Here is a 26,241-nt window from a genome sequence, read left to right on the forward strand (position 1 = left end):
AATTTATATCAAAGACATGATCCAACCACATTTTCTTTATTAGGTAAAACCGATGAAGATCGGGAAATAAACCTTAAATTATTACAGCTTGCTGTTTTATTCCATGATGCTGCCAGAGAAGGTGAAGATGCAGATTTATGGGATAATGACAGTGCGCTTTTTCTTTATTATTACTTTAACCGAAACCTTAGGTTTACCACATCAAAAAGCAAAAATTTTCGCTGAAGCCATTGCAAATAAAGATCCTCTGAAAGAAGGTTATCGTGAGCTCGCTCTGGATGAGGATGGAGACCTTATCTGGCAGCTCAATACTTCAGAAGCGAAAAAGGATAAAAACATTTTTCAGAAATTACTGCATGACGCAGATTGTTTGGATATCATTCGGGCACGTGACCGTTTTGACGGAAAGCATTTGGATTTTTATAAAAATATTGCTTCATCGAATAACGCGGCACTCAAGGAAATGGGTTTGCTCATTGCAGAGGCGAGAAGCCTGATTGAGTTAGAAGGCGACGCCCGTCGTCATGTTGATTTTGATATCAAAAAAAATATGAACATGAGAAGGCTCATCAAGCCATTGAAAAAGATATTCGTCAAAATATTTATCATCATAAAATGATTCCTGTCTTGTATAAGCTGTTGCCGTCTGAGGCACTCCGGGAAATATCATTTATCAGCTCCTATGGAAACTCAAAGGGAATAACTCAAGAAAATTTGGAAGCGGCACTGACTGAAGGGAAAGTCTTTATAAGAGGCGTTTTCCTTCCAACAGGTTTTGCAAAAAAACAAAAAATCATGCTTTCAAAACAGACTGCAGATTCGCTTTTCAAAACATTGTGCGATTCATTTCATTCCCAGCTTTGTCCTATCTTGCTGGCAGATAGTGAAGTTTTCAATGCGACCAAAGACATAAAAAATGTATTAGATCAAGAGCGGCTTCTCAAAGCTTATGAGAAACTAGGCCCGGACATTATATTTAATAAAATCCTGGAAAAATCAGGGCCTGAACTCTTTGAATGGATTGGTTCTGAGCTTTTCGAAACACTTGCGGGTATGGAACTGCGTAAAGTGAGCCGTGAAAAAAATGTACCAACACGAACCCGGAAATTTGATCGAACCGGCAAATCAGGCAATCCGATGCGCTCTACCTCTATGATTGGATACGGAGCAAGCGTTTATTCCAGTGTCGGCTTTATCATCTTTGATCCGGCCATCAGATCGATTAGGGGCATAGATGCCCAAGATAATGATTCAGGACGAGGTAAAAGAAGCAAACTTATTACAGGAAATTTGGCAAAAGCCATGAACCTGGAAAAGGCTACACTTGAGCAAAAGGCAAAAAGCATTGGACGATCTTAAAGATACATTGATCCTGGGAGGACCTGATCCGCGTACTTATTCAGCGAAGGGATTTCAATCAACACACGTTGAAATCATTGCTGATATTTACCAATATGACGCCATTTATTTTAGCCCGGATCGTTGTGTAATGAATCAATGGTTATATGATCAATACAAACCTTTTCATCCAAATACACCGCTTTTACAAGCCATCTTTTTCTCGCCAACAAATATAAAAGACAATATGAAATACGCTATCAGCAAAGGAAGGAAGAATATGAAAAGAAACATGGAGCAAATGCCAGAGTCGAGTTCGATAAGCAATATGGCGGCAGCCAGCTGCCCATTTATGAATACTCCGGGAACCCATCAATACATCAGACATTATGACCCACAACAACTGACCGATGAAAAAATACTTTCGTTATGGGAAGAGATGGTTACTGATTACATTAGAAGACAATTAACAACAGTTTCTCCGCATGAAGTCTTTCACATCCCGCTGCACAACATTACGCCCGAACAGGAAATTAAGATAGTCAGTCATTTAAAACTATTAAGCATGTTTGGATGTCTTACCTTCCGGGGAGAACAATCCGACAAGCTTGCTCCTGCTGATCTTAATTATGATCCTGTGCTCAGAAAAAAAATATCTCAAATGGTCATGAAAAACTACATTAGCCTTCGAAAGGAGCATGAGCAGCAAGTAATAAATAATATTAATAATGCCAATCTTTCTGTTTTAGAATCAACCGTGTTTTTCGACCTTATCAGTAACGATTCACTTTTGGAAGCTGTCAGCGAAAAGGCCGCATTAGAAGTTTGCCGGCATTTACAAGCAGTTACACTGTCTGAATTTAACCCCGCCATTATAAAGACAGACTTGATACCCGAATCACAAAAGGCATTACTGTCAATTTATTAAATTGTGATCTCATCGAGAAATTCAATGATCCTCTCTTTAAAAAAGAATACTACAAAAACAAGCTGATAAAATTGTTTGCTTTATGCAGCAAGCTCGGTTTAGAAGATGAAAAAAATAAAATTCAAGAGCAGGCTGAAGGAGTTGCCGCCGTCACCCTGGAATCTATCATGAATTCCCTTGAGCCAGACTCAGGTATTGATTCAGGCTCTGAACTTGAACAGGATATAGATGAAGAAGGGGATGAAAGGGATGCAGAAGAAGAGGCTGCCTCCATAGATATTAAGCATCTCGTCACAACACTGGAAAATTTAAATCATGCAATCAATTGTTGCGTTGCTTTCGAGCTTCATAAAACAGCCTGAAATACAAAAGAAAATTGATGCTATACTTCAAAAGCTTACGATAATGATTGAAAATGCAGATGATGATTGTGTGTTGGTTTTATTGGATTATTTAAAGAAAATGGACAGACTGACGCAGGAAACGAAAAAACAAATCATTGGCAGTTATCTTAGCCAGTGTGAAGAGCATGTCAAGCAAGGCATATCTCTTAAAGAAAGAACCGAAGTAAGAGCTTCAGGCGGCAATAAATACTGTTTATCAAGATATTTAAATGCTGCGATCTTGCTGGATGTCTCCAGAGACGAGCAGCTGAAAACAATCCTTGTTTGCCTGAATAATACAACCATTGATATAAGCACGTCATCCTTCGGTGGATTTTATTATCTATGCAAAGATATTAAGGAAGCAGGCCTTATGGCTGACTGTGTTTTGTTATTGATGGATAAATTTAACTTGGATGCTGCTGATCACTCAATCGAGAAACTGGTGGGTTTTCTACCAAACATTCCTGAGGAATATATTACTGACGATTTAAAAGAAAAATTAATAAAGAAGATGACCGATCTCGTTAAGGCACTTGAGCCAAAATTTACAGAATCGATGGCTGAGCAAATTAAATTTCATAATTATGAGCAATTTATGGCAAATTCTTTATTGCATGCAAAAATGTACTGTGCTTCGTCAAAGCTGAAAGACACGATTTTAGATCCTTTGATTAGCCGACATTTTCAGATATTCGTTGATCTCTTGCTTCAATTACCGCCTGAAAAATTTATTGAACGGCTATGGTATCCATTCGTATGTAGAGCTGATGATTCAGGAGGCATAACCGAGCAACAGGCAGAACAAATAAAAAAATACATTTCGGATAAACAAATTACAGTAGATCAGATGTCTCCGGTCTTCCAAAAAGCAATAACCCTTGGATACATTGGGACGCAAAATATTTTAAAACAACTGCTTCCGGAAGGGATGTGCCATGCTTTAGATGTAGTAGTTCAAACTTGATCTGACAGTTACCGGTTTTTCAGAAGTGTCTGTCAGGTCAAATTCAGCCTATCAATTTTTCCTTCCAGATTTGTTTGCCATCAATCAATGTTTGCATTGGAGTACGTCCACAGCACATTTTGCCTTGATGGGTGCGCTCATTATTATAATAATGAAGCCATACGTCCAGATCTTTTTGCAGTTCATCCATGTCATCGTAAACTTTCTTACGGAATGTGATTTGATAAAACTCCTGCAAAATCGTTTTGTGGAAACGCTCACAAATACCGTTTGTTTGCGGTGATTGTGCTTTAGTTTTCGTGTGATCAATGTTGTTAATAGCTAAATAAAGCTGATAGTCATGCTGTTCTACTTTCCCACAATACTCTGTACCCCGGTCAGTTAAAACACGCAGCATAGGTAACTGCTGCTGCTCAAAGAACGGCAAGACCTTGTCGTTAAGGAGATCTGCTGATGTAATAGGCGTTTTTGTTGTATAGAGCTTGGCAAATGCCACTTTGCTATAAGTATCAACAAAAGTCTGCTGATAAATGCGGCCAACTCCTTTGATAGTTCCCACATAGAATGTATCTTGGGAACCAAGATAGCCAGGATGTGCTGTTTCAATTTCGCCGCAAGCCTCATCATCAAACTTCTTCTTCTCCAAAGCTGCAATTTGTGCTTCTGTGAGAATAATGCCCTCTGATGCTACTTTGGCTTCAAGTGCCTTCAAACGGTCTTTAAAGTTAGCTAAATTATGCCTAAGCCAGACGCTGCGAACGCCACTAGGGGATACAAAAATCCCTTTCTTACGCAACTCATTACTGGTGCGTAGTTGACCATGAGCTGGATATTCTATGGCGTACTCTTTTACCGCTTGCTCTATAGAATCGTCAACACGGTTCTTGTGATTAGGTTGCCTTCGTGACTTATCAAATAAGGCATCTACCCCACCAGATTCTACCGCTGATTTATAACGATAGAAGGTGTCTCGTGATAAACCCATTACCTTACAGGCTTTCGATACATTGCCTAATTCTTCAGCTAAATTTAGTAAGCCAACTTTGTGTTTAATAATTTTAACGTTATTATCTATCATGAGAGTTTTCCTTTTGGTTTTGTTAAAGTTTGCACTTCTATCAAAACCGGAAACTCTCACCTTTTCAAGTGGTTATGTCAGATTAAGTCGAAACTAATTCACTTTAGAGAAATTTAGCACATCCCCGGCAGCGAGAGTGTTCATCTAACTTCTCGCCAGGTCTGCTCAATCATTCTGATTTGTTCAGCCAGTTGATGTATCCCGGCACCTTCCTATTAAATGATATGGTTATATGCAACAAAATTGGATAACCTTGGAAATTCATCGTCTTAAAAAAACACCTCATTACTTGTAACCGCCCACGACCCTTGACTTGCAATCATATAAATTTGAATAATTTTTTGTGTTAAGGGGTTTTCCTTAAGATAAAAAATTGGTACCCGTTCACGCCCCTTGTAAAGGTTCGCCTAGAGTTTTTTGAGGTGAAGCCCACTGCTGAAGGGCATCCATGATAAATGCCAAAATATCTTTCTGACGTGGTTCAATTGATTACAGTTGAGGCAGCATTTAATGCCGAACTGGATGAGCATCTTGGTTATGAAAAACATGAAAAATCCAGCACATCAAACTGCCGTAACGGATATAGCAAGAAAATTTTAAGAACTGAAGAAAGCCAGTTTGAGTTAAATACTCCAAGAGACAGGGAAAGTAGCTTTGAGCTACAGCTGGTAAAGAAACATCAAACTCGTTTAACCACTATGGATAGCAAAATTCTTAGTCTTTATGCAAAAGGCATGACGAATCTTTATATTTTTCGCGACAGAACAAAATTTAGTTATAATAGACTTCAAATAATCTTTATAGACATTATCGGGGATGACCATGGCAGTAATTGAGCAATCACAATCACACGATGAATTAATCAGTGAAGCCGTTGGCAAGATTTATGATTTGTGCACGGGGAATTGTATTAATCTAAATTTGCCTGTCTCTCCTGAGGATATTGGCTCTCTAAGAGGAGCAGTGATTGAATTAGAAAACAAGCATACAGTAGAAAATGATCTCGAACAAAAATACGACTTATTCGAATTCGACTCCAGGGCATTTCCTTACAAAAAACTCAAAATCATTAGAATAGGAGATAATTGCCTTCGGGGTTTTGGAATAGCCACAATGATCATTAAATTAACTTTTCTTCCTGAAGAAAAATTTCATGAAGCGTCACGATTTTATTTAGTGGCTAATGAGGATATTACTGAAGAAATCAGCCGGCACATAGTAACGATCAAAGAAAACATCCATCCCTTTGATTATGAAAGAAATCTGAGAAAATCGCTCCGTTTTCGTGATAAGGCTGTGGGTATGACAACATGGGATGCCAAAGGTGACTTGGCATGGGAGAGTAGCCTCTTTACTTTCGACCTCGATGTGTCGGGCGAAATATATGACCATGAAATTTATCCGCTCATGCAAGAGGAAATAGCGGAACGAACCTCATCTATTCATAAAGATACCGTTGTTTTTATGGAAATCGGCGCCGGCAAAGGAAAACTCGCAGAGCAGGTTATTGATGCATTTTTGAAGACCCATCCTGACACCCGATTAACCTATTTATTGATTGAACCAGGCAAAAACCAGTGCAAAACAGCTAAAAATCAACTCTTCCCCTTAAAAAAGACATATGGCTCCAGAATGAACCTGATCATTCTCAATAAACCCTTAGAAGCCCTTTCTCAAAAATGGATTAATCAGCACCGTAATACAATTGACCTCATTATCAATTGCGGGGGTCCTCTGAATAACCGGGTTGTCACCAGGGATGTTTCATTGAAGTGTTTGGAGCTTCTTAAGCCTCTGCTTGTATCAGACGGACAACTCATAGCCTCAGGCTTAACGTATTTAAATGTGACCAAACAAGAATTCATCGAAAAGGGCTTCTTGCCTTTGCATATTATGAACAGAGGGGAGCGTTTTTGTTACGTTTACGCCCCACGCAATGGTCAGATAGTCCCTTCGTCTAAGGCCCATACCAACGGTAAAGATGAAATATCGGCTCCCAGCAAAGTCCGCTCTCTTTCTTCATTAAGGCTTTCAATTTTTTGCCCTCCTGGACAAGCGAAAAAGAGCAGTAGACTCCATGAAATTGGAGTCAAATTAAAAGGTTCTGCCGGGCAATGAGGCGAGATTTGTGGTCGGAGAAGATAAACCATCCGTTTTTCAGAGATCATGGACTTACTTGATCTTTCAACTCCGGTTGTGGGTGGCCTTTTTTGGGTTTTGTAGGGGGAGTAGTCTGTGGCGTAGATGTAAAAATGCTTAAGCCGCTGGTCAAAACCCCCTTGAGGGAAAAGCTTTTTAAATCTGAATCAAACTTCTCAAGACTTATGCTAAAGCGATGAAACGCATTTTTATACCCTTCCTCATCGAATTTCTCTGTTAACTTTGTAAAATCATCCATAAGCTGCACATTAAACGCACTGCCGATATAAGCCAGGCAAGCCAAAATCTCCTGCGCCTGAGTCCTTGCAACAGGCTCCATGGACTTCGCATCAACATCATCTAATACACGCATTGTTTTCTTGAATAAAAGCTGGATTGGCGTCTGAATCTCATTGTTCTCTCTAGTCATACTGATAAAGGTGATCAGAGAGAACAAATCAGCATGCAGATCGTGGAGACTTAAGTTATTACAAATGACGATTTCTTCAAGAAAATTTTTGTAAATAGAGCTTAAAACTCTTCCGGAAGCCGTTTGATTCAGTTCTTTACTACCTTTGTGCTTTTCTAAAATAGAGACACCTAAAAGCGAGGCTACGTGCTCTTTTTTATAATAAATCGGGACATTCTGCGGCTTTGTATCAGACGATAGTTCACGCCTTGTCGCCATTTTTGCATACAGAGTTAAAATGGGATCCTTATATTCAATTTGGACCATCTCCTTTAACTTCCAGATCAATTTGACTTTATCGCTAGCATCACTATCAATTTCTTGTTTGTTCTCTGTTTCTTGAGATTCTTTTTTTAAGCCGTTAATACCCTCTACACAAAGTTCTTCCACAGGTTCTTGCAGGAAAAGCACAAGCTTCCGTATTTCTCTAATAAATGTCAGCTTGTCCATTTTAAGCATCTCTTCGCCACACAGCAAGAAATGAACGTACCTGGATAACATTGGGAACTCAGATAAAACGTTTTCCTGGCTGAACAACAACTTAAGTGGCTTCCCTTGCTTTTGGACCAGATGTTTTAATTGTTTTTTAAAATCCTGCTCAGAAGAGTTTAAGGCTTTTTCCAGAACCATAGCGTCAAAACCAGATGATGCATCAGGTCTTTTCATTATTGTCTCAAATTCCCTTTTCATAGTCAGGATCTGATCTTTATCAATGGTTGAGTCGATTAAGTGAAACAGTTGGGTTGGATTATAGCCAGAAAGGGAGCTAACATAAGATTCAAATGAGATGCGCAACAGTCTCAAATTAAGGTATATACCCACCAGATACACAGCCAACTCCTGTGCATTCACACGCTTATCTTCTAATAATTCAGGTATTTCACCCTTGCTAAACGTTACCGGTATATATCTTTCATACATATAGCGCTCTTGTATATGTTGCAAGCGGTTTATAGCTACATTCAGGGCGTAATAAACTGCGCCGGCTCCCTCGGACATCGCTTCTGGGAAACGGCTTGAATCTGCACTAAATTGTTTTAAACTTTCAAAGTACATTGTAACAATAGAAAGAATGGTATTCTTTGTGGCGACTGAATAACTGTCTTTCTCCCGTACGGTTCCCAAAGATGCCGCCACGGCTGAATCCTGGGCAATTTGAAGCATCATGGGCGGTATGATTTGTTTCATGAAGTCTTCCGTAAAGCCCTTATTATCGGCTCCATCATACACTGCCCTTAATAAGGAGGTGCTAAACTTGTCAGAGCGGTCAAAAAAAACGAGATCCTGGTTCTGCAATGTTCCAATGATGTCATTAACCAACAACCGGTTGATCAAGGCAATGATTTCCTTCTCGCTGAAAACTCTTTCCAGAGCGAGCCTCATTTCGCCTATCAGCCTGGGATGCTTAATCTCTTTACTGAGTTCATCAACCAACTCTCTTAAAGCAGAATACCCTAGCGCACCCGCTTTGGTGAGCGCTGCAATAGTCTCGAAAACCTTTAGGTCCTGCTGCAAAGCTTCCCATTCTCTCTTCTCTCGCTTCTGTTCTATTGTTTTTTTCTTATCCGCTTTGGCTTGCTTTGTGTTTTTAGTCACCAGTCTGACCAGTTCTTTTTTTAAAGCAGGATGTCTTCCTAAGATACCTGGCATAATACCTCCCAATGTTGTTGATTAATTGCTCTCATTTGATAACGCCCCGCCAGGTATATAACAGGAAGCCTGGTCGTTGCTTGATAAAAATGCGGCACCGCTCACCCCGTATGATGTTATCCTGCTTTAGCGAAGAGAATATTCCGCGGCGGATCACATCAGAAGGGCATGATCGGTTATGAAAACGAATTACTTTTATTTCCTAAACTGATGTCCGCTTCATGTGAGGACACATGAGCCTCAAACTGCGACTGTACAGATTGATTAAGCTTAAAACTGCCAGATTCAGAACTAAAAAGGAATGTTCCGTTTGCCTTTTCTTGATAGCGAGGCGTCTCATAAACAGACCAGTATAAATTATCATAAAGACACTCAGTGACGATCTTTAGATAAGGCTCGAAGGCTTCGCGCCTTTCGGGCGACAAGTACTTCGGTAAAATTAAAAGGGATTGCACCTCTTGATTATGGTAAATGAACGTCTCATCGATAGCCTGCTGCAAGGGGTTCGAGTCCTCTTTCCTGGCCTTATCTGGCGAGTAGGTGTTCTTGTTCAGCATGACCCATACCATGTTGGGGTGGTCAGGTTCGTCAAGTTCTTTCTGGAAAGAAACCAAGTCATTCATCACGTCCAGAGCATGTACGCCCGCCTTAATGATCCGCACACTGAGAGGGTCTTCCGGCTCAAGAACGCCCATCACCAGGGCTATAAAGGCAAACGTCTCCCAGACCGCGCCGGTGTGCTCACGCATCGTTATATAATCCGTCTCCGACATAGCCCATCTTTTAGAGCGTACTTTTTCTTCCCATCGAAGAGAGTCAAAATAGTTTTTTATTTTTTTTAAAAACCCTGCAAAAGCTTCAGTTCCACAGGAATGAGCGTCTATTTTAACGTTCAGGCGATCTCGAATATCAAACAGCGCTTTAGCGAAGGCTTGATAACGGGGGAAAGATTCGTTTTCAGGAATCTTGGAGATGTCCGCATAGTCTCCGCTTAAAATACGATAAAAAACATCTAAAACCTTATTCAAAACCGGTCCGAAATTATTTTTTACTGCCCAGTTATCGACAACACCATCAAATATAAACAGAAAGGCAATAAAATCAGCAACCAGTTTTAAATCCGCCTGTGATTTTTCGCGCAAGGGTGTTGAAAAGAGCGCGGAAAACCGGGAGCTCCTTGCCTTCTGAACTTCTTCTTTTTCTTGAATCAACCCCATCTTAAGAAGCCACTGGATGTTTTCTTCACCTGCAGCCTCAATATGGGGGTTACGTGCTGGCAGGTGCGGAGGAAACAGAGCCTTTCCCTTGATGTTTGCACTCATTTCATTGTGATTGAAATTGCCGGTGATCCATCCAAAATCTACCTTTATTTCCAGGCATTGGATGTGGATATTAGTGGTGGAATGATCCGCTTTTGGAAAGAAAGCGATTTTTCTCATAAGTATCTTCTCCTTTTTAGACCTTACCCGAAGCGCGGGGTAAAAGACCCATTACACTCAGTCAATTCATTAATTTTTGCCTCTCAAAAAAACTTAAATTCCTTAAAATTATAAAGACTCATGTTTGATGAATCATGAGTCTTATGTAAAAGGAAGCTGTGTTAACTCCTCAGCAAAGCAGGCAGGAGTTTAAAGCGTAAGTTACATTTGTGCAAGAGTTGGGCATGCTTTTTATAGAAGATAAACTCTTGATTTTTGTCCTGTGCAAAACTGGTGACTACGAAGAATCATGGATAAGACCAGTTTTATTGATTATCGTGTTTAGTGATGATAAGGTTCGATTTTCAAACAATATGCATTGCTGAATCCGCTTATAGCGCGATTCAATCAACGCCGATGAGGGTATGAAAACTGAAATCTCTTTAAAATTAATGCTCTTTGCCGGCAAAAAACCCATCAGCGCCCGTGCAAAAAATCAATCTGGGCCTTGTGCCAATCTAAATGTTGCTCTACTATGCCGTAACATCGCTGATGTTCTTCATTTATACCTCCTTTTTCGCGATTCGAAGTATAAATTATTTTAATTTATCAGGAGTTAGCTTTTATTTTTTCTAAATCCTAAATGATTAGCAAAGTTTTGTCTAACACAGAGAAGCTTGCCTTAAGCATTTTTATGTACAAATTTAAAGTCAATTGGATTTCTGATAAACTCATTTAATTTTTAACTGGTAGCATAGATTGATATGAAGAAAAAAAGTTTAAAAAAAGCAGTGAGCCAAGCATTAAAATGATGGAAGATGATGTTGCTTCCGATTCCTCGGCACCTCAACCCGATTACCTCTCTGACCTGCCCGATGAGATGTTGGAGTATATTGGTTCATTCCTGAGTGATGAATCGAAATCCCAATGGTCGCTCACCTCAAAAAGCATGTATCCATTTTTTAAAGCAGAGCGGGACAACTTTCAAAAAATTATCAACCGATTACTCACCCACGCACTTCAGGGCGAACAAAACGAGATTGAAGAAATAATAAAAGCGAATCCTTGGGACTCGCGCTGGCTTTTTTACAGAGGCACAGCCACGGATTTTTCAGGCCGTATTTATGAAAAGGTTACCCTCTTTCAAACCGCCTTACTCACGCACAACGTTAATTTGGTGAAAATAATAGAACCCTACTTTGATAAACTGCCCAACGAAGCCGAAGAAAAGGCCAGACAGTTTAACAAGGCCTTTCCAAATGGCTTTCCTGACCAGACATCTTATGATTTTAGCACTCTGATTCAAGTCATAACGACAAGTTCAGATGACAATATTCTGGACGCACTTGAAAAGAAACAAAATAACACACGAATTTGCGAGGCATTGAACATCTTTAGAAAAGAATTTACGGATTTATCAATGAAAGAAAAATATTTTAATCCTCAGCACTTAATTGAGGCTTTCAACGTCTATAACCAACAATTTATTCCCTGGAGCTTCAATCAACTTAGTTTATTCTGGTGTCAGATTATCGGTTATATTCAACGCTATCTGCCGGCTTACTACGCCCAGGTCTTTTGCCAAAGGCTTGATTCTCTTGTCGAAGAAAAGAAGTCGTTCACTCGCTCATTAACATTTGAAAATGACTCCAAGGTGTTTTATCCTTTGTCTTCCTCTTCATCTGGTCTTGGTTTCGATTACGCAATTTTCGATGGGGAACTAGTGTACATTACATACCCATATGTGCATCTTGGTTTTGAAAAACTATGTAGAGCAAATACAACAGAGCTACTTAAACTTCAGTGTGGCGCACAGTGTCTCGGACAGCCCGTCACGGACGGTGACACTCTGACCTCGCGGTCGTGTTGCACGATTTCTTAATGACATACTGCTTGAACAAACCCTGGGTGATAAGAGATGCCGCGACATTTATCCCATGCAATATTGTTTAAGCGACTTTTTGAAGCTGTTCGGCTTGCAAAGGCTCAATCAGATAATGAAAAGCTTTTGCTGTCATATTGGTGGCTTATATGATTTCCTTTTCGCTGGCTAAACAGTTATTGTTCACTCAGGCAAGGACTATTCAATATAAAGGGCAGAAGGCGGAGCAATACTTGGCCGAAGCAGAAGTCTTAATTACTCGCGCCGCCCAACCGAAAAAGCCGGAAGGCAGTAAGCGAAAAAAATAAAAGGTCAGACGGTTAAATGTCGCTTTATTGTAAGCAGAATTCAAGACAGTAATGGCAAAACATTCGCATGGTAGTATTTATTAATGAATGTGAGACCCCTTGTATGACCGTTATTGCGCTTTGGTATTATTGGCGCTGGTCTATAGAAACTTTTTTAAGCTGCTTAAATCAGCAGAAATGCAGTTGGGATCATGACAACAGGAATCAAGGGAAGCAATTGCCCGACGATTATTAATTGCTTGTATGGCTTGTGTGTTAGTTTGGCAAATTGCAGCAGCAAAAGGCCCTGAGCTGGCGAATTACGAAAAATATTAGTGAGGCTTAGTGGCACACAAATGAAATATGGAATTGAATTTACAAAACCTGCTTTATTTAGAAGGGCTTTGCTCCCTCCTTAATACACTAGACTTATTAGAAACTTTGAAGTATCGTCGCATATCCCTTTCAGCTGGTGGTTGGCCATTAATTTTTGTGTAGTAATAGATAAAAGCTAAATATTGTCCCTGCTTTTTCTGTATATGAATTTTCATCTATTTGTTCTTTTTTTTTGGATCGACATATCCGTGTTTTTATGATCAGTCATGCAATTAATCCCCTTCCCCTATTGGAGCATGGTATGAACATCAAATATATCGTAGAACTTAATGAATCAGAACGGGAGTTTTTACTGGATTTGATATCGAAAGGCATCGTTAATTCAAGAAAATTAAAACGGGCGAATATTTTACTGATAGCAGATAAGCGAATTTATCAGGATATTGATATCGCTAAAGCACTATCCGCTGGCATAGCTACGGTATATTGAACAAAACGTTCCTTTGTTGAAAATGGTCTGGATGCTGCGTTAGATAAAGAAGAAGCATTGTTAATATCTATTGCTTGATGAAGACCGACCTGGCGGCTCGCTTATTAAATGGTGTCGTAGTAAAGCACCTGCTGGGCATTCGTACTCGCTGATCGCTCGGTTGCATTGACGGAATTAGAGAGTATTTCAATTGAAATTATCCGAAACCGCTTAAAAAGAAAAAGAAATCAAACCCTGACAAAAAAAGATGTGGTGTATTCCAACATTTGACGCAGACTATGTTGCACATATGGAGGAAATTCTTGATTTATATTTTAAACCTGAGGATCCTCTTCAACCAGTTGTTAATTTGGATGAAGCCATGAAACAACAGATAACAGATACTCATGACTCAATACTTGCCAGTCCGGTCAAACAGCAAAGCAAGATTATGAATATAGACGTGTAGGGACAGCAATATTTTTTTGTTTTTTGACCGCTATCGGGGCTGGAGAAAGGCAAAAGTAATGGAACAAAAAACAGCTAAAGACTTTGCGGAATGCATGCAAGATCTGGTCGACTTGCATTATCCAAATGCAGAAAAAATACATCTTATACTTGATAATTTAAATACTCACCGTCCTGCATCGTTATACAAAACCTCTCCTCCCCAAGAGGCCCGTCGTATATTGCGTAAAATTAAGTTTCCTTACACGCCAAAACATGCATCTGGTTAAATATGGTCGAAATTGAAATCGATAATATGAATCAACAATGCCTTGACCGACGGATTTCAGATTGGAATATGCTTAAAAATGAATTAACCCTATGGGAGAATACAAGAAATGACGAGAAAGCGACTATTAATTGGATGTTTGATTTGGATAAAGCTCGTACAAAATTGACACGAGCTTATGATGCACTCAATCCGTCATAACCTTTTTGAAAGGGTACTAGGTTCCGTGAACAAAATTTTTAGCAGAGCGAAAATGTGGATAATTGAGTCCCATTGTGTCTTTGAATGAGGCGAATAGCTGGCTCTATTTAACGAATTCAAAGATACAATGGGAACGATTAGCCGCATTTGCAGCCGTGAAAATTTTTGTTCACGGAACCTAGGCCAATTAGTATTTCTGCAGGGCTCATATACAAAAATCGTTCTTTTGGCTAACTTCTGTGCATTCTTTCAGGAGGTCGGTAAGTTTGGTTTCAAGTTTGGCTTCTGATTTTATTAATTCATCTCTTCTTTGCTTTAACTGCAAAAGCATCATGTAGCGTCCGGCCCTGTCAGCGCTATCGCCCGAGTTGCTTTCTTGCATGTAATCTGTTATTTCTTCTTTTGTGCATTGTATTTGCTTTCTAACGGATTCAAGTTCTTTCCCTACCTTTTTTCTAACGGCTTCATGCCCTTCTTCAATGGACCTTTTTTGGTCTTTATTATGAAAAAAAAACGTTTCTGGCATGATTTGCCTCCTGAACACTAGTATAAAAGATTCTTCCCTGCCAAGCAGCGCAAAACAAATCATTTGTCTAAGTGCATTGCAAAAAAACTTACTAAAAATATTACCTTCATCGTTAAAATGATTTTTTAGTATAGGATTTTGTGCCAATAAATTGTCTATTTCTTTGCTTTTTTCTTTGGAAGCCAGCCGGTTGAAAGACAAAAGAGAGGATAAACCAATTCTTGATAATTATCAAATACTTGTTTTTGATTTTAACGCGAATCGATATAATTGATCAAACAACAGCTATGATTGTTTTGTCAATATTCAATGATAGTTTCTTAGGCAAAGAATAAGCAGCCAATTCATCCAAGATATTACAGTGTTCAATATTTGAATATTTTTTAGCCCATCAATAACAGGTTCAAAAATAGCCCTCTTTTTCAACTGAGATTTATCAAACGCATCAAGGGAGTTTTTACTTCATATTTTTCAAATTTTGGTCAGTAGTTGTAACCCTCTGCCGGCAAGTTTTTTATCAAATCTTTGGGAAATATCACCTTTAGTCTCCAATGATTTTACCAAACAAATGTTCACTCATATCAGGAACAGCGAACCGGTCATCAGTACTTGAGGTTGGGCTAGCGGGGTATTTGAACAGAAACTTACGGTTCAAATTACCTTCAAACCGAAAATTCCTTCTTGAAAATCACCTGCCTGCTTTATGTCACAATTTAAAGGATGGGATTAGATACCAGACTTAATGCACCAGTTTTATTGATTGTCGCGATTTGTGATTTCAATTTTTAAACAATATGCATTTATTCATATTTATCTTATCTTGGAAACCTAGCGAGGCAACGGTTCTCAAAAAACACAGCATTAGCAGGGCTAATATGAGCATTTTTGAGGACCGTTAACGAAGCAATCCTTGATTTATCGAAGGTTATAAGGCATAAAAACTCCGAACCCGGGTTATTTTAGGACCATTAAATGACGATGGCTTATACCTCAAAACCAGCAGCCAAAGGCTGTCTTTGGTTTTGTTCTGCTTGCCGAAGGGCGCGAGAACTTATGGCGAGGCACTTGCGATATAATGAGGAGCGTTCTCTTCTTGTTTCACAGCAAGCGGCTTGCTCATCCACGCCAGCAAATCTTTGAATTGATTGAGATTTTTTTTTGATGCGATGAGCAGGTTTTTCTCGAGCAGTGTATTGAGTTCATCAGCAGAAAGACCTGGTCTTGCCTCATAAGCAAATACCAGGGCATGCATCTGGGCATCAGTGATGTGGGCGTCAAGTGTCAAGCTGTACTCATCTTTTGTAAAATAGCGTTTAATTACAATATTTGCAAACAGTTTGTTCAAGCCGAAGTCCGTTATCGAGACTTTAAGAGCTTGCGCTCGATACCATAGAATGATTAGAGGTTCAAGGATATCTTGGGTATTATCTTCATCTTCATAATAAAAGTTACATAACAGATGCATCAATGGTTTAATTTGACCTGCGTCAGCATCAGCAAAGCTGGTGATTTGAAGCAAGTCTGTCATTAGTGCGGCTATGTTTTCATTACGTTCGATAAGGCCTTTCTCTATGTTCTTGCTCAGGGCAAGAAGGGCATTGATAAGGAGCAAATTAGGATTTTTGTCGAGCGGCTTGACCGTTTCCTGCAAAGCGATGAGTGCAGCGCTCATCGCTTTTTGGTCTTCCTCCAGACCCACAATGCCCACAAAATCTTTTTCAAAAAATTGGAATTGAAGTTCGTCATATTTCAAGGCTAATTGTATGATTTCAGGGTTTTTTTTCTCAACCAGAGCGCTGGCATATAAGGCCAGAGGGGTCTCCATTCTTTTAAGGTTATCAAGCGCGGCAGCATTTCCTTGTTCTGCCGCCATTCTGTACCAGCGCACCGCTTCTTTCTCGTCTTTGTCAACACCCTCTCCATATTCATAAGCAAACCCCAGATTGTTTTGTGCGGTAGCATTTCCTTGTTCCGCCGCCATTCTGTACCAGTGAACGGCTTCTTCTGTATCTTGCTTGACGCCTATGCCATGGTCATAGACATACCCCAGATTGTTTTGTGCAGCGGCACTTCCTTGTTCTGCCGCCATTCTGTACCAGTGAACGGCTTCTTCTGTATCTTGCTTGACGCCTATGCCATGGTCATAGACATACCCCAAATTGTTTTGTGCATCAGTATTTCCTTGCTTCGCCGCCATTCTGTACCAGCGTACAGCCTTTTTCTCGTCTTTGTCGACACCTACGCCATGTTCATAGGCATACCCCAGATTGTTTTGAGCAGCGGCATTTCCTTGTTCTGCCGCAATTCTGTACCAGCGTACCGCTTCTTTCTCGTCTTTGTCGACGCCTTCGCCATGTTCATAGGCAAATCCCAAATTGTTTTGCGCAGCAGCATGTCCTTGTTCTGCCGCCATTCGGTACCAGCGCATGGCTTCTTCAGTATCTTGCTTGACGCCTATGCCATAGTCATAGGCAAACCCCAGATTGTTTTGTGCATCAGCATGTCCTTGTTCTGCCGCCATTCGGTACCAGCGCATGGCTTCTTCATGATTTTTAAGCAGGCCCAAGCCCAGCTGATAACGCAGCCCTGTATAAAAATTCTCGGTTGGACAAGGGGAAGAATTTAATTTTCCTCCCGATAGCGTGTGTGTGCTGTTTTTTTTATCGAAATATAAGTCACGAGCTTTCTCAAAACCCATTGCAAAAGCCAGCGCAAAATCTTCGACCGCAGCCTTATAGTCTCCGCCCCCTCTTGCGCATTCAAAGCAGTCCCAATGGCTCCCCATGAGCGCTTTATTCAACCGGCAGAATTTAAATTGTTCTTTAGGTATCAGTTCTGAAAAAATCCTGCCTTGTATCAGGGTGTTTCTTTTCTGTCGGATTTGTTCGGATTCGCGTTGTTTTATCACGTAGATTTCACTTAAATGGTTTGCGGCTTCTTCTTTTCCGTGGCTTGGCATATCGAGGCGCTCCTGATGGTTGTATGAAAAGAGCGACTTTTGAAGCCGCTCTGCTAAAAAAACAAACTATAACACGAGCAGGTTTGTTTTTTTAACAATATGGACCAGCGGGCATTTGAACAGCAACTTACGGTTTTGGTTTCTCAAATCAACTTCAAACTGTAAATTTCTGAATAAAAAAATCATATCTAATAATAACTCATCTGCTGGTCTACAACCTGGCGCAGCATCGTGTTAGAAAAAACTGCAGAAATCTGATGAAACTGCACCCCAATCAGTTAGGGAAACCGATTAAAAATCCTACGGTTAAGTGGTTATTTCATGTATGGAAGACATATCCATCATTAGAACCACAGTAACAACAATGATCACGACCCAAAATGACCTTAAGTGTAAAATCATTAGGCTATTTTATTTGGTACAACTGCTTGCCAAATTTATGGAATTCAACCGGAAATCGCAGGAATGTAGGCATTACAGATAATTTTTTTGATTTTTTATTATGTACTCTTATCTTGTAATAATACGTCGACGTTTTACCAATGAAACGATTATTGTGTTACATCCAGGCTCGTACAACCCTATAATATTTATTTAAATTAAATCCCCCTCTTGTTATTGAACAAAAAATTCAATATAAACAAAAAGATAGCCTTATTTATTGATATATGCTAGTATGGCGTATCTTATGTTTTTTTAATACCATAATTAGTGGAATGGGGTTTATGGTAGCAACAGACAGTCAGTTTGAAAAAACTAATGAGTTACCTTTTGAGCTAACAGTGAAAATAGCCAAGGGTTTATCTTCACGGGCTTTGGCAGCGTTTTCCCAGGCATCAACAAATCAATATCGCCTATTTCAACCGACACTGAATGCCCGTAAATTCGTACATCTTGTGGCCCATGGAGAAGAAAACGCTGCCAAAGCCATGCTAAAAACAGACATTGACTTGCTCTTAAAAAAAGAACGCGTCACGGATTACTCCGGACGCACCTTTGAAAAGGTCAGCGCCTTCCAATATGCCCTATGGGCCATGGATTCTCACATGTGGCAGATGATGTTTGAGTGTCTTCAGGAAGCAGCCAATGGAGGGAATAATGACCGGGCGGAAGAAATAAGAGCCAAATTACTTGCCCAGTACAAAGAAGTGCAGGACAAAGGATTAAATTACACTCTGAATGATGAGATTCACACCCACGTTGAAGGAGAGCATCACTTTAATTTTCAGTCTCTCCTCGATGCCTTAGATACCTATGTTAAAAATTATCACCGATGGGGAAGGGAGCAACGAGAAGATTACTGGTGTCGTAAAGTTGGCGACGCGCAACGTCAGGTCCCTGCCCACGTCGCACAGGAATATTGCCGCAGTGATCTTCTATTAGATCAATCCCGCTCATTTAAGGAAGTGAACTTCCCTCGTGGCCTGAAGTTCTATCATTGGGGGGCTGATCAAGAGAAATCCTGGTTTCCGTTGTCTGGGGACGATGGGTTGGGCTTTAATTTTGCAATTTATAATGGCACGGCGGGATTACCTGGTTGTGTCGGGGCCGGGTCACGAGTCACGTTAGGCAGGTCTGTCCATTGGTCAGACATTAATTCAAAAGCTCTATCCACCTTGCATGCAGTGAGAACCCAAGAGGTTGCCGAGCTTGGAGAATCACTCTTAGCTTCGTTGCAAAAGCAGGACAAGAACGAAGGTTTGTGTCTAAATGTCTTACGCGCTTGATAATATAAACAATGCCGAGCTAAGGCATAAGGCATAAGGCATAAGTAACTTTATTACAAAAAATATGATTTCAGGCCTTTAGAAATGATTAGCCATAGCGGTTTTTTACTCAGTCTGAAAAATCGTACAGATTAGTATCAAATACTATTCCTCTTCCTATAAATAATCAAATGAGTAAATTTTCAAACTATGATTAGTGATAATAAAGAGGTTATGATGCCAATAAGCAATCAGTTCGTAAAAAAATTAAAGTTACCCCCTGAGCTAACAGTGGAAATAGCTGGAAATTTGTCATCACGAGATTTGGCAGCGCTTTCCAAGACCGTAAAATATCATTGGCATCTCTTTCAACCGATACTGAATGCCCGTAAATTGGTGCGTCTTGTGGCCCGTGGAGAAGAAAACGCTGCCAAAGCCATGCTAAAAACAGACATTGATTTGCTCTTAAAAAAAGAACGCGTCACGGATTACTCCGGACGCACCTTTGACAAGGTAAGTGCCTTTCAATATGCCCTATGGGCCATGGATTCTCACATGTGGCAGATGATGCTTGAGTGTCTTCAGGAAGCCGCCAATGAAGGAAAAGATGACCGGGTGGAAGAAATAAGGGCCAAATTACTTGCCCAGTACAAAGAGGTGCAGGACAAAGGATTAAATTACACCCTGAATGATGAGGCTCACACTCGCGTTGAAGGAGAACGTCATTTTAATTTTCAGCCTCTCCTCGATGCCTTAGATACCTATGCTCAAGATTTTGATCAGTGGACATGGCCGCAACGGGAAGATCATTGGAACCATAAAGTCGGCGGCGCACAACGCCTGGTCCCTGCCCATATCGCACAGGAATATTGTCATCCTGACTTTCCATTCAATTCGTTTCGCTCATTTAAGGAAGCGGATTTTCCTCGTGAACTGACGTTCTATAATCAGATATCGGATAAGATGGAATCCTGGTTTCCTCTGTCTGAGGACAATGGGTTAGGCTTTGATTTTGCAATTTATAATGGTCACTCGGAGTCTAGTGCGGAAGCTCGGGTGTGGAAAAATACGGGCTGGTCAAGTCAGGTGATGGCACGCTTTAATTGCACAGCTTTATCCGACCTGTACGAAGTGAGAACTCAAGAGGTTGTCGAGCTTGAAAAGTCACTTTCAGCTCCGTCGAAAAAAGAGGATAAGAGCGAGTTACCCCCTGAACTAAAGGTGGAAATAGCTGGAAATTTGTCATCACGGGATTTGGCTGCATTTTCCCAGTCCTCAACAAATCACTATCGCCTGTTTCAACCGATATTGAATGCCCGTAAATTCGTACATCTTGTGGCTCGTGGAGAAGAAAACGCTGCCAAAGCCATGCTAAAGACAGACATTAATTTGCTCTTAAAAAAGGAATGTGTCACGGATTACTCTGGCCGCACCTTTGAAAAGGTCAGCGCCTTCCAGTACGCCCTATGGGCCATGGATTCTCACATGTGGCAGATGATGCTTGAGTGTCTTCAGGAAGCAGCCAATGAAGGAAATGATGACCTGGCGGAAGAAATAAGAACCGCATTACTTGCCCAGTATCAAGAAGTTCAGGACAAAGGATTACATTACACTCTGAATGATAAAGATCGCACCCGCGTTGAAGGAGAGCACCACTTTAATTTTCAACCTCTCCTCGGGGCCTTAGCCACCTATGTTCAACATTTTAGCCAGTGGAAACGACCGCAACGAGAAGAGCACTGGTGTCGTAAAGTCGGCGGCGCGCAACGTCTGATCCCTGCCCATGTCGCACAGGAATATTGCCGCAGTGATCGTCAATTGGATAAATCCCGTTCATTTAAGGAAGATGATTTTCCTCGTGAGCTAGAGTTTTTTAATAAAATATCCAAGAAAATAGAACCTTGGTTTCCACTGTCCAAGGGTCATGGCTTAGGTATTAATTTTGCAATCTTCAATGTCGTCTTGACTCGAAAAGGAGCGGTTCCCAAGGGAGCCGTGACCATCCCTGAGGCAGGAAAAAATGGGGTGGTGCGCCATATGGCACGTCATAATTTAACGGCCCTGTCCACCCTGTGCGAAGTAAGAACCCAAGAAGTTGCCGAGCTTGGGAAATTGCTCTCAGCCCCGTTGCAAAAGAAGGACAAGGACGAGGGCTTGCGTCTTTAAACTGGGTAGAATGTTATTCATGGTTTATGCGCCCTTACAGGTTTCTTGACCACACACCCGCAATCCCAATGACAATCATTATTTGTTAATCAATAAGGAGATATTTTGATTTTACTCCAAGAGACAAAAAAATAGACATCAGTATTTTTATTTGTTAGCATGGCTCCTTTTTGGCAAAAAGGAGTAAGGATTCATGTCTAAAGGAAATTCCATGGAGCAAGATACCAAACATCGTATCACCAGTGATCAGCTCACCAGTATTATCCAAAACACCCTCCAGGATTTCAAAAACATCCTTGTTCATAGTCAAAAACCAGAAGATGCCTCCCGTCAATTAACCCAGCGCATCAAGGATATTAGAAATATCCGTGATTTTAAAAGTTATCAAGAAAATGAAAGGATCTTGCAAGAAGAATTATTAAAGTGGGTCAATGATTTGGATTTTCAAGGTGTTACCTTGGAAAATTTGCTCAAAGGAGATGAGGTTAAACTGATGCCTCGGATGCTAAGCGATGCTTGTATTGAGGAATTGGCAAAATGCATACTAACAGATATCAAGAAGCGACATCTTCAGAAATTTAAACATGGGAAAGCTGAAAACCATCTGGTGCATTCCGTATCTACAATGAGAATACTCATTTCTGATAATCTCGTAAATCAATGGAATTATGATGTATTATTTAAAAGTATGGAAAAACAGCAAAATCAAAAACTCTCTTCCAAAAAACCTAAGCCTGCGTTAAAAAACGCGAGCGAACGAACAACCCACGACATAAAAATCGCGAGTTTAGTGCATGGCCTTTTCTCGACAGGAAAGAAGGCAAAAAAGAAGAACGAATGCTCCTCCCAGCCGATTCCAGAGAATCCATCTCCAGGATGCTAGGAAAGTAAATTGGGAATGGTTATTTTAATATTGTTCTTTGGCATGACGAGAAGAAATTTATCTAACTGCGTTGATAAAATGGACATTCACTTTTCTTCGCCGAATGCAATAATGACATCTCTTGCAGAACTTCTTTGCCATAAGGGGCTAAAACATCTTTAAACATAGCCCTTTCATCACCTAAAAGTGAATCGGCAATCTTCTTGTTCGCTTCATGTGGAGCAAGAAAGTCATGAATTAATTCATCCGTGGTCACCTTTGAAATTTGGTGAGGCAGCATTTCAGTATAAACAAGCAAATCATCCGCTTTTGATGTTAATTGATTATCGGACAATAATTTTTTGAAAAATTGCATTTCAATCAGATTTTTTCGGGGGCCATGTATACCTACAATCAAGATTCGGCTTGTATTCAAATGAAACGACTCCATATTAAGCCACTTTTGCATGATGTCGTGAAGTGAATTTAATTGCAAGGCCGCTGCCTCTTTCGCATGTTGCTCATTAAGACCTTTAATTTTCCCGAGGTAATTTTTTAGTGAACACAAAAGGGCTTCATTTGTTGGAAAATCCGCCTGGCAATTGAGCACTTTAGATAAAAATTCACGAGTAAGCTGAAGAGATTTTTGGTCTGTTTCGTTTTTTTTATCTAAAAAAGAATGAATACTGGATGTATCTTTGGATAACGAGCGCAAGAGATCCATTAATTTATCTCGGCCTATCTTCTTTTCGAGATACATGTTAACCATTTCAACGATAGAAACAGACAAGTGTGATATCGCTTTAACCAGTTTATAGCGTTCTTGTAATGCAGCCGTTGCGTAAAGCTGCTCTTCTTTATAATCATTGTCTTTATTACGTGTTAATAAAGTTAAATAACCATTTTTATAAAGGATGATATGTTCAATGTGTTCCAGACGATATTGAGCTAGCTTGGCATGGTTATCCATAAAATGTGCTGATAATGTATCGCATACTTTAGATATGGAAAGTGACTCTTGAGGAAAAAAATGGTTGGGGTTTGATGGAGTAGTAGAGTGTGCTTGATTCATGAATACCTCAATTAAGGAGTTTCATACAAGCTTATGCTTGTAACCGCAGAGCATTGTATGTATAAAAACAGCAGTTTGTCAAAATAATCCCACTAAATGGGAATACCTAACCGTTATTCGCATAGGAATAATGAGGTGGTGGGCATATTGAAATGAGACTGTAGATAAAATTGTGTAACTGTCTATCATAACAGCCTTTGCGGCTAAGGATAGATAGTAATGAATAGAGAAGAATTAGAAGCTTTTACCCGCGAAGCGGCAAAGACATTAAAGACCGAAAAAGACTTGAATGATTTTAGTCAAATGTTAACCAAGATTACAGTTGAGGCAGCGCTTAATGCCGAACTGGATGAGCATCTTGGTTATGACAAGTATGAAAAATCTGATATCTCAAATAGCCGTAATGGCTATAGCAAGAAAATATTAAGCACTGAGGAAGGCCAGTTTGAGTTGAGCACCCCAAGAGACAGAGAAGGAAGCTTTGAGCCGCAGTTAGTAAAGAAGCACCAAACTCGTTTAACCTCAATGGATAGCAAAATCCTTAGTCTTTACGTGAATTAGTTTCGACTTAATCTGACATAACCACTTGAAAAGGTGAGAGTTTCCGGTTTTGATAGAAGTGCAAACTTTAACAAAACCAAAAGGAAAACTCTCATGATAGATAATAACGTTAAAATTATTAAACACAAAGTTGGCTTACTAAATTTAGCTGAAGAATTAGGCAATGTATCGAAAGCCTGTAAGGTAATGGGTTTATCACGAGACACCTTCTATCGTTATAAATCAGCGGTAGAATCTGGTGGGGTAGATGCCTTATTTGATAAGTCACGAAGGCAACCTAATCACAAGAACCGTGTTGACGATTCTATAGAGCAAGCGGTAAAAGAGTACGCCATAGAATATCCAGCTCATGGTCAACTACGCACCAGTAATGAGTTGCGTAAGAAAGGGATTTTTGTATCCCCTAGTGGCGTTCGCAGCGTCTGGCTTAGGCATAATTTAGCTAACTTTAAAGACCGTTTGAAGGCACTTGAAGCCAAAGTAGCATCAGAGGGCATTATTCTCACAGAAGCACAAATTGCAGCTTTGGAGAAGAAGAAGTTTGATGATGAGGCTTGCGGCGAAATTGAAACAGCACATCCTGGCTATCTTGGTTCCCAAGATACATTCTATGTGGGAACTATCAAAGGAGTTGGCCGCATTTATCAGCAGACTTTTGTTGATACTTATAGCAAAGTGGCATTTGCCAAGCTCTATACAACAAAAACGCCTATTACATCAGCAGATCTCCTTAACGACAAGGTCTTGCCGTTCTTTGAGCAGCAGCAGTTACCTATGCTGCGTGTTTTAACTGACCGGGGTACAGAGTATTGTGGGAAAGTAGAACAGCATGACTATCAGCTTTATTTAGCTATTAACAACATTGATCACACGAAAACTAAAGCACAATCACCGCAAACAAACGGTATTTGTGAGCGTTTCCACAAAACGATTTTGCAGGAGTTTTATCAAATCACATTCCGTAAGAAAGTTTACGATGACATGGATGAACTGCAAAAAGATCTGGACGTATGGCTTCATTATTATAATAATGAGCGCACCCATCAAGGCAAAATGTGCTGTGGACGTACTCCAATGCAAACATTGATTGATGGCAAACAAATCTGGAAGGAAAAATTGATAGGCTGAATTTGACCTGACAGACACTTCTGAAAAACCGGTAACTGTCAGATCAAGTTTGAACTACTACACTTTACGCCAAGGGCATGACAACCCGGGAAATTGTTGCAACCTTCAAAGAAATGTACGATGCTGATGTCTCTCCGACCTTGATTTCTAAAGTTACTGATGCAGTAATTGAGCGCGTTATCGAGTGGCAATCTCGTCCTCTGGAAGCCGTTTATCCTATCGTTTATCTGGACTGCATTGTGGTTAAAATCAGACAGGATAAGCAGGTTATCAATAAATCCATTTATCTTGCGCTGGGTGTTAATCTTGAAGGCCAGAAAGAGCTGTTGGGAATGTGGTTATCTGAAAATGAAGGGGCTAAATTCTGGCTGAACGTGCTGACAGAACTGCAAAATCGTGGCGTCAAAGATATTCTTATCGCCTGCATTGATGGGCTTAAGGGCTTTGCCGATGCCATTAATACTGTATTCCCGGAAACAAAAATCCAGCTTTGTATTGTCCATATGGTGCGTAACTCTGTTAAGTACGTTCCCTGGAAGGATTATAAGGCAATTACCGCTGATTTGAAGCTCATCTACAAGTCAGCAACCGAAGATGAGGCCTTGCTTGCATTAGAGCAATTTTCTGAACGCTGGGATAATAAATACCCTCAGATAAGCCGCTCCTGGCGCAGTCACTGGCATAATCTCAATACCTTATTCAATTATCCAGAGGACATTCGAAAGGCTATTTATACAACAAACGCCATCGAGTCTCTAAATAGTGTCATCAGAAAAGCCATTAAAAAAAGAAAGCTCTTTCCTTCCGATGATTCGGCTAAAAAAGTCGTTTATCTGGCTATAATGGATGCTTCCAAAAAATGGACTATGCCAATTAAATATTGGAAGGCTGCTTTAAACCGGTTTATGATCGAGTTTGAAGAACGCTTAATTGATTTTGTTTAACCCTTGGCAGTTACACAGAATTATTTACAGGGTCGG

Annotated in this window: 17 protein-coding genes and 6 pseudogenes; 17 read left to right on the forward strand and 6 right to left on the reverse strand. The window is 40.2% G+C overall.

Annotated elements, in window-relative coordinates; genetic code table 11:
* Window positions 1–127: 127 nt before the first annotated feature.
* The 5 genes from E4T55_RS07660 to E4T55_RS07680 all read left to right on the forward strand — a co-directional run bounded on the left by E4T55_RS07660 (window position 128) and on the right by E4T55_RS07680 (window position 3,616).
* On the forward strand, window positions 128–619 hold the full coding sequence (locus tag E4T55_RS07660) for a hypothetical protein (protein ID WP_058502422.1): 492 nt from the start codon (window positions 128–130) through the stop codon (window positions 617–619).
* Window positions 620–627: 8 nt separating this feature from the next.
* On the forward strand, window positions 628–1,359 hold the full coding sequence (locus tag E4T55_RS07665) for a hypothetical protein (protein WP_131780780.1): 732 nt from the start codon (window positions 628–630) through the stop codon (window positions 1,357–1,359).
* The gene (locus E4T55_RS07670) at window positions 1,325–2,266 is read left to right on the forward strand and encodes a hypothetical protein (protein ID WP_131780781.1); all 942 of its coding nucleotides are present in this window, start codon (window positions 1,325–1,327) and stop codon (window positions 2,264–2,266) included. The genes E4T55_RS07665 and E4T55_RS07670 overlap by 35 nt, the downstream gene beginning before the upstream one ends.
* Window positions 2,267–2,337: 71 nt before the next feature.
* On the forward strand, window positions 2,338–2,628 hold the full coding sequence (locus E4T55_RS07675; RefSeq protein WP_058502419.1) for a hypothetical protein: 291 nt from the start codon (window positions 2,338–2,340) through the stop codon (window positions 2,626–2,628).
* 43 nt (window positions 2,629–2,671) lie between these two features.
* Complete coding sequence (locus E4T55_RS07680) at window positions 2,672–3,616, forward strand: hypothetical protein (protein ID WP_058502418.1); 945 nt, start codon at window positions 2,672–2,674, stop codon at window positions 3,614–3,616.
* Here E4T55_RS07680 and E4T55_RS07685 read toward each other — a convergent pair.
* Window positions 3,593–4,694 (reverse strand): annotated as a pseudogene (locus E4T55_RS07685) (IS481 family transposase). The gene E4T55_RS07680 and the pseudogene E4T55_RS07685 overlap by 24 nt on opposite strands.
* A 470-nt stretch (window positions 4,695–5,164) precedes the next feature.
* Between E4T55_RS07685 and E4T55_RS07690 the strand changes: the two are divergent.
* A pseudogene (locus E4T55_RS07690) lies at window positions 5,165–5,434 on the forward strand (transposase); the annotation flags it as partial.
* An 82-nt stretch (window positions 5,435–5,516) separates the two neighbouring features.
* A complete protein-coding gene (locus E4T55_RS07695; protein ID WP_058502829.1) occupies window positions 5,517–6,812 on the forward strand; it encodes an SAM-dependent methyltransferase in 1,296 nt (431 codons plus the stop codon).
* A gap of 46 nt (window positions 6,813–6,858) precedes the next feature.
* Here E4T55_RS07695 and E4T55_RS07700 read toward each other — a convergent pair whose 3' ends face one another.
* Both E4T55_RS07700 and E4T55_RS07705 read right to left on the reverse strand, forming a co-directional pair.
* Entirely contained in the window at window positions 6,859–8,952 is a 2,094-nt protein-coding gene (locus E4T55_RS07700; RefSeq protein ID WP_058502830.1) for a hypothetical protein, read from the reverse strand.
* A gap of 176 nt (window positions 8,953–9,128) precedes the next feature.
* On the reverse strand, window positions 9,129–10,391 hold the full coding sequence (locus tag E4T55_RS07705; RefSeq protein ID WP_058502831.1) for a terpene synthase family protein: 1,263 nt from the start codon (window positions 10,389–10,391) through the stop codon (window positions 9,129–9,131).
* 787 nt (window positions 10,392–11,178) lie between these two features.
* On the opposite strand from E4T55_RS07705, the gene E4T55_RS07710 reads away from it, so the two are divergent.
* The 4 genes and pseudogenes from E4T55_RS07710 to E4T55_RS07715 all read left to right on the forward strand — a co-directional run bounded on the left by E4T55_RS07710 (window position 11,179) and on the right by E4T55_RS07715 (window position 14,281).
* Window positions 11,179–12,252: a hypothetical protein gene (locus tag E4T55_RS07710; protein WP_115325320.1), complete on the forward strand. Its 1,074-nt coding sequence runs from the start codon at window positions 11,179–11,181 to the stop codon at window positions 12,250–12,252.
* Window positions 12,253–12,401: 149 nt separating this feature from the next.
* Window positions 12,402–12,560, forward strand: a complete 159-nt coding sequence (locus tag E4T55_RS15200; protein ID WP_156411828.1) for a hypothetical protein — start codon at window positions 12,402–12,404, stop codon at window positions 12,558–12,560.
* 103 nt (window positions 12,561–12,663) lie between these two features.
* Entirely contained in the window at window positions 12,664–12,795 is a 132-nt protein-coding gene (locus tag E4T55_RS15540) for a hypothetical protein (RefSeq protein ID WP_262488612.1), read from the forward strand.
* Window positions 12,796–13,176: 381 nt separating this feature from the next.
* Window positions 13,177–14,281, forward strand: a pseudogene (locus E4T55_RS07715) (IS630 family transposase).
* Window positions 14,282–14,486: 205 nt separating this feature from the next.
* Here the strand turns inward: E4T55_RS07715 and E4T55_RS07720 are convergent.
* A complete protein-coding gene (locus E4T55_RS07720; protein WP_131780759.1) occupies window positions 14,487–14,807 on the reverse strand; it encodes a hypothetical protein in 321 nt (106 codons plus the stop codon).
* Between the two features lie 1,051 nt (window positions 14,808–15,858).
* A complete protein-coding gene (locus E4T55_RS15545; protein WP_207385698.1) occupies window positions 15,859–17,766 on the reverse strand; it encodes a tetratricopeptide repeat protein in 1,908 nt (635 codons plus the stop codon).
* Window positions 17,767–18,491: 725 nt separating this feature from the next.
* On the opposite strand from E4T55_RS15545, the gene E4T55_RS07730 reads away from it, so the two are divergent.
* The 3 genes from E4T55_RS07730 (at window position 18,492) to E4T55_RS07740 (ending at window position 22,521) form a co-directional block, all read left to right on the forward strand.
* Window positions 18,492–19,493 carry a hypothetical protein gene (locus E4T55_RS07730; protein WP_058502837.1) on the forward strand — a complete coding sequence of 334 codons (1,002 nt, stop codon included), beginning with the start codon at window positions 18,492–18,494 and terminating at the stop codon, window positions 19,491–19,493.
* A 213-nt stretch (window positions 19,494–19,706) separates the two neighbouring features.
* Entirely contained in the window at window positions 19,707–21,638 is a 1,932-nt protein-coding gene (locus tag E4T55_RS07735) for an aldo-keto reductase family protein (protein ID WP_135121923.1), read from the forward strand.
* 193 nt (window positions 21,639–21,831) lie between these two features.
* Window positions 21,832–22,521, forward strand: coding sequence for a hypothetical protein (locus E4T55_RS07740; RefSeq protein WP_058502839.1), 690 nt, complete (start codon window positions 21,832–21,834; stop codon window positions 22,519–22,521).
* 61 nt (window positions 22,522–22,582) lie between these two features.
* Here the strand turns inward: E4T55_RS07740 and E4T55_RS07745 are convergent, their stop codons facing one another.
* Entirely contained in the window at window positions 22,583–23,572 is a 990-nt protein-coding gene (locus tag E4T55_RS07745) for a hypothetical protein (RefSeq protein WP_058502840.1), read from the reverse strand.
* 219 nt (window positions 23,573–23,791) lie between these two features.
* Between E4T55_RS07745 and E4T55_RS07750 the strand changes: the two are divergent.
* The 3 pseudogenes from E4T55_RS07750 to E4T55_RS07760 all read left to right on the forward strand — a co-directional run.
* Window positions 23,792–24,124: pseudogene (locus E4T55_RS07750) on the forward strand (transposase); the annotation flags it as partial.
* Between the two features lie 102 nt (window positions 24,125–24,226).
* Window positions 24,227–25,249 (forward strand): annotated as a pseudogene (locus E4T55_RS07755) (IS481 family transposase); the annotation flags it as partial.
* Between the two features lie 71 nt (window positions 25,250–25,320).
* Window positions 25,321–26,205 (forward strand): annotated as a pseudogene (locus tag E4T55_RS07760) (IS256 family transposase); the annotation flags it as partial.
* Window positions 26,206–26,241: the final 36 nt, after the last annotated feature.

Source organism: Legionella israelensis (genome assembly GCF_004571175.1).
In the GTDB taxonomy this organism is placed as follows: domain Bacteria; phylum Pseudomonadota; class Gammaproteobacteria; order Legionellales; family Legionellaceae; genus Legionella_D; species Legionella_D israelensis.

Bases quoted from the DNA above. Each gene is read 5' to 3' on its own strand.
- E4T55_RS07660 (WP_058502422.1), top strand. From the start codon at position 128: ATGCAGATTTATGGGATAATGACAGTGCGCTTTTTCTTTATTATTACT.
- E4T55_RS07680 (WP_058502418.1), top strand. From the start codon at position 2,672: ATGATTGAAAATGCAGATGATGATTGTGTGTTGGTTTTATTGGATTAT.
- E4T55_RS07695 (WP_058502829.1), top strand. From the start codon at position 5,517: ATGGCAGTAATTGAGCAATCACAATCACACGATGAATTAATCAGTGAA.
- E4T55_RS07700 (WP_058502830.1), bottom strand. From the start codon at position 8,952: ATGCCAGGTATCTTAGGAAGACATCCTGCTTTAAAAAAAGAACTGGTC.
- E4T55_RS07705 (WP_058502831.1), bottom strand. From the start codon at position 10,391: ATGAGAAAAATCGCTTTCTTTCCAAAAGCGGATCATTCCACCACTAAT.
- E4T55_RS07710 (WP_115325320.1), top strand. From the start codon at position 11,179: ATGATGGAAGATGATGTTGCTTCCGATTCCTCGGCACCTCAACCCGAT.
- E4T55_RS15200 (WP_156411828.1), top strand. From the start codon at position 12,402: ATGATTTCCTTTTCGCTGGCTAAACAGTTATTGTTCACTCAGGCAAGG.
- E4T55_RS15540 (WP_262488612.1), top strand. From the start codon at position 12,664: ATGACCGTTATTGCGCTTTGGTATTATTGGCGCTGGTCTATAGAAACT.
- E4T55_RS07720 (WP_131780759.1), bottom strand. From the start codon at position 14,807: ATGCCAGAAACGTTTTTTTTTCATAATAAAGACCAAAAAAGGTCCATT.
- E4T55_RS15545 (WP_207385698.1), bottom strand. From the start codon at position 17,766: ATGCCAAGCCACGGAAAAGAAGAAGCCGCAAACCATTTAAGTGAAATC.
- E4T55_RS07730 (WP_058502837.1), top strand. From the start codon at position 18,492: ATGGTAGCAACAGACAGTCAGTTTGAAAAAACTAATGAGTTACCTTTT.
- E4T55_RS07735 (WP_135121923.1), top strand. From the start codon at position 19,707: ATGATGCCAATAAGCAATCAGTTCGTAAAAAAATTAAAGTTACCCCCT.
- E4T55_RS07740 (WP_058502839.1), top strand. From the start codon at position 21,832: ATGTCTAAAGGAAATTCCATGGAGCAAGATACCAAACATCGTATCACC.
- E4T55_RS07745 (WP_058502840.1), bottom strand. From the start codon at position 23,572: ATGAATCAAGCACACTCTACTACTCCATCAAACCCCAACCATTTTTTT.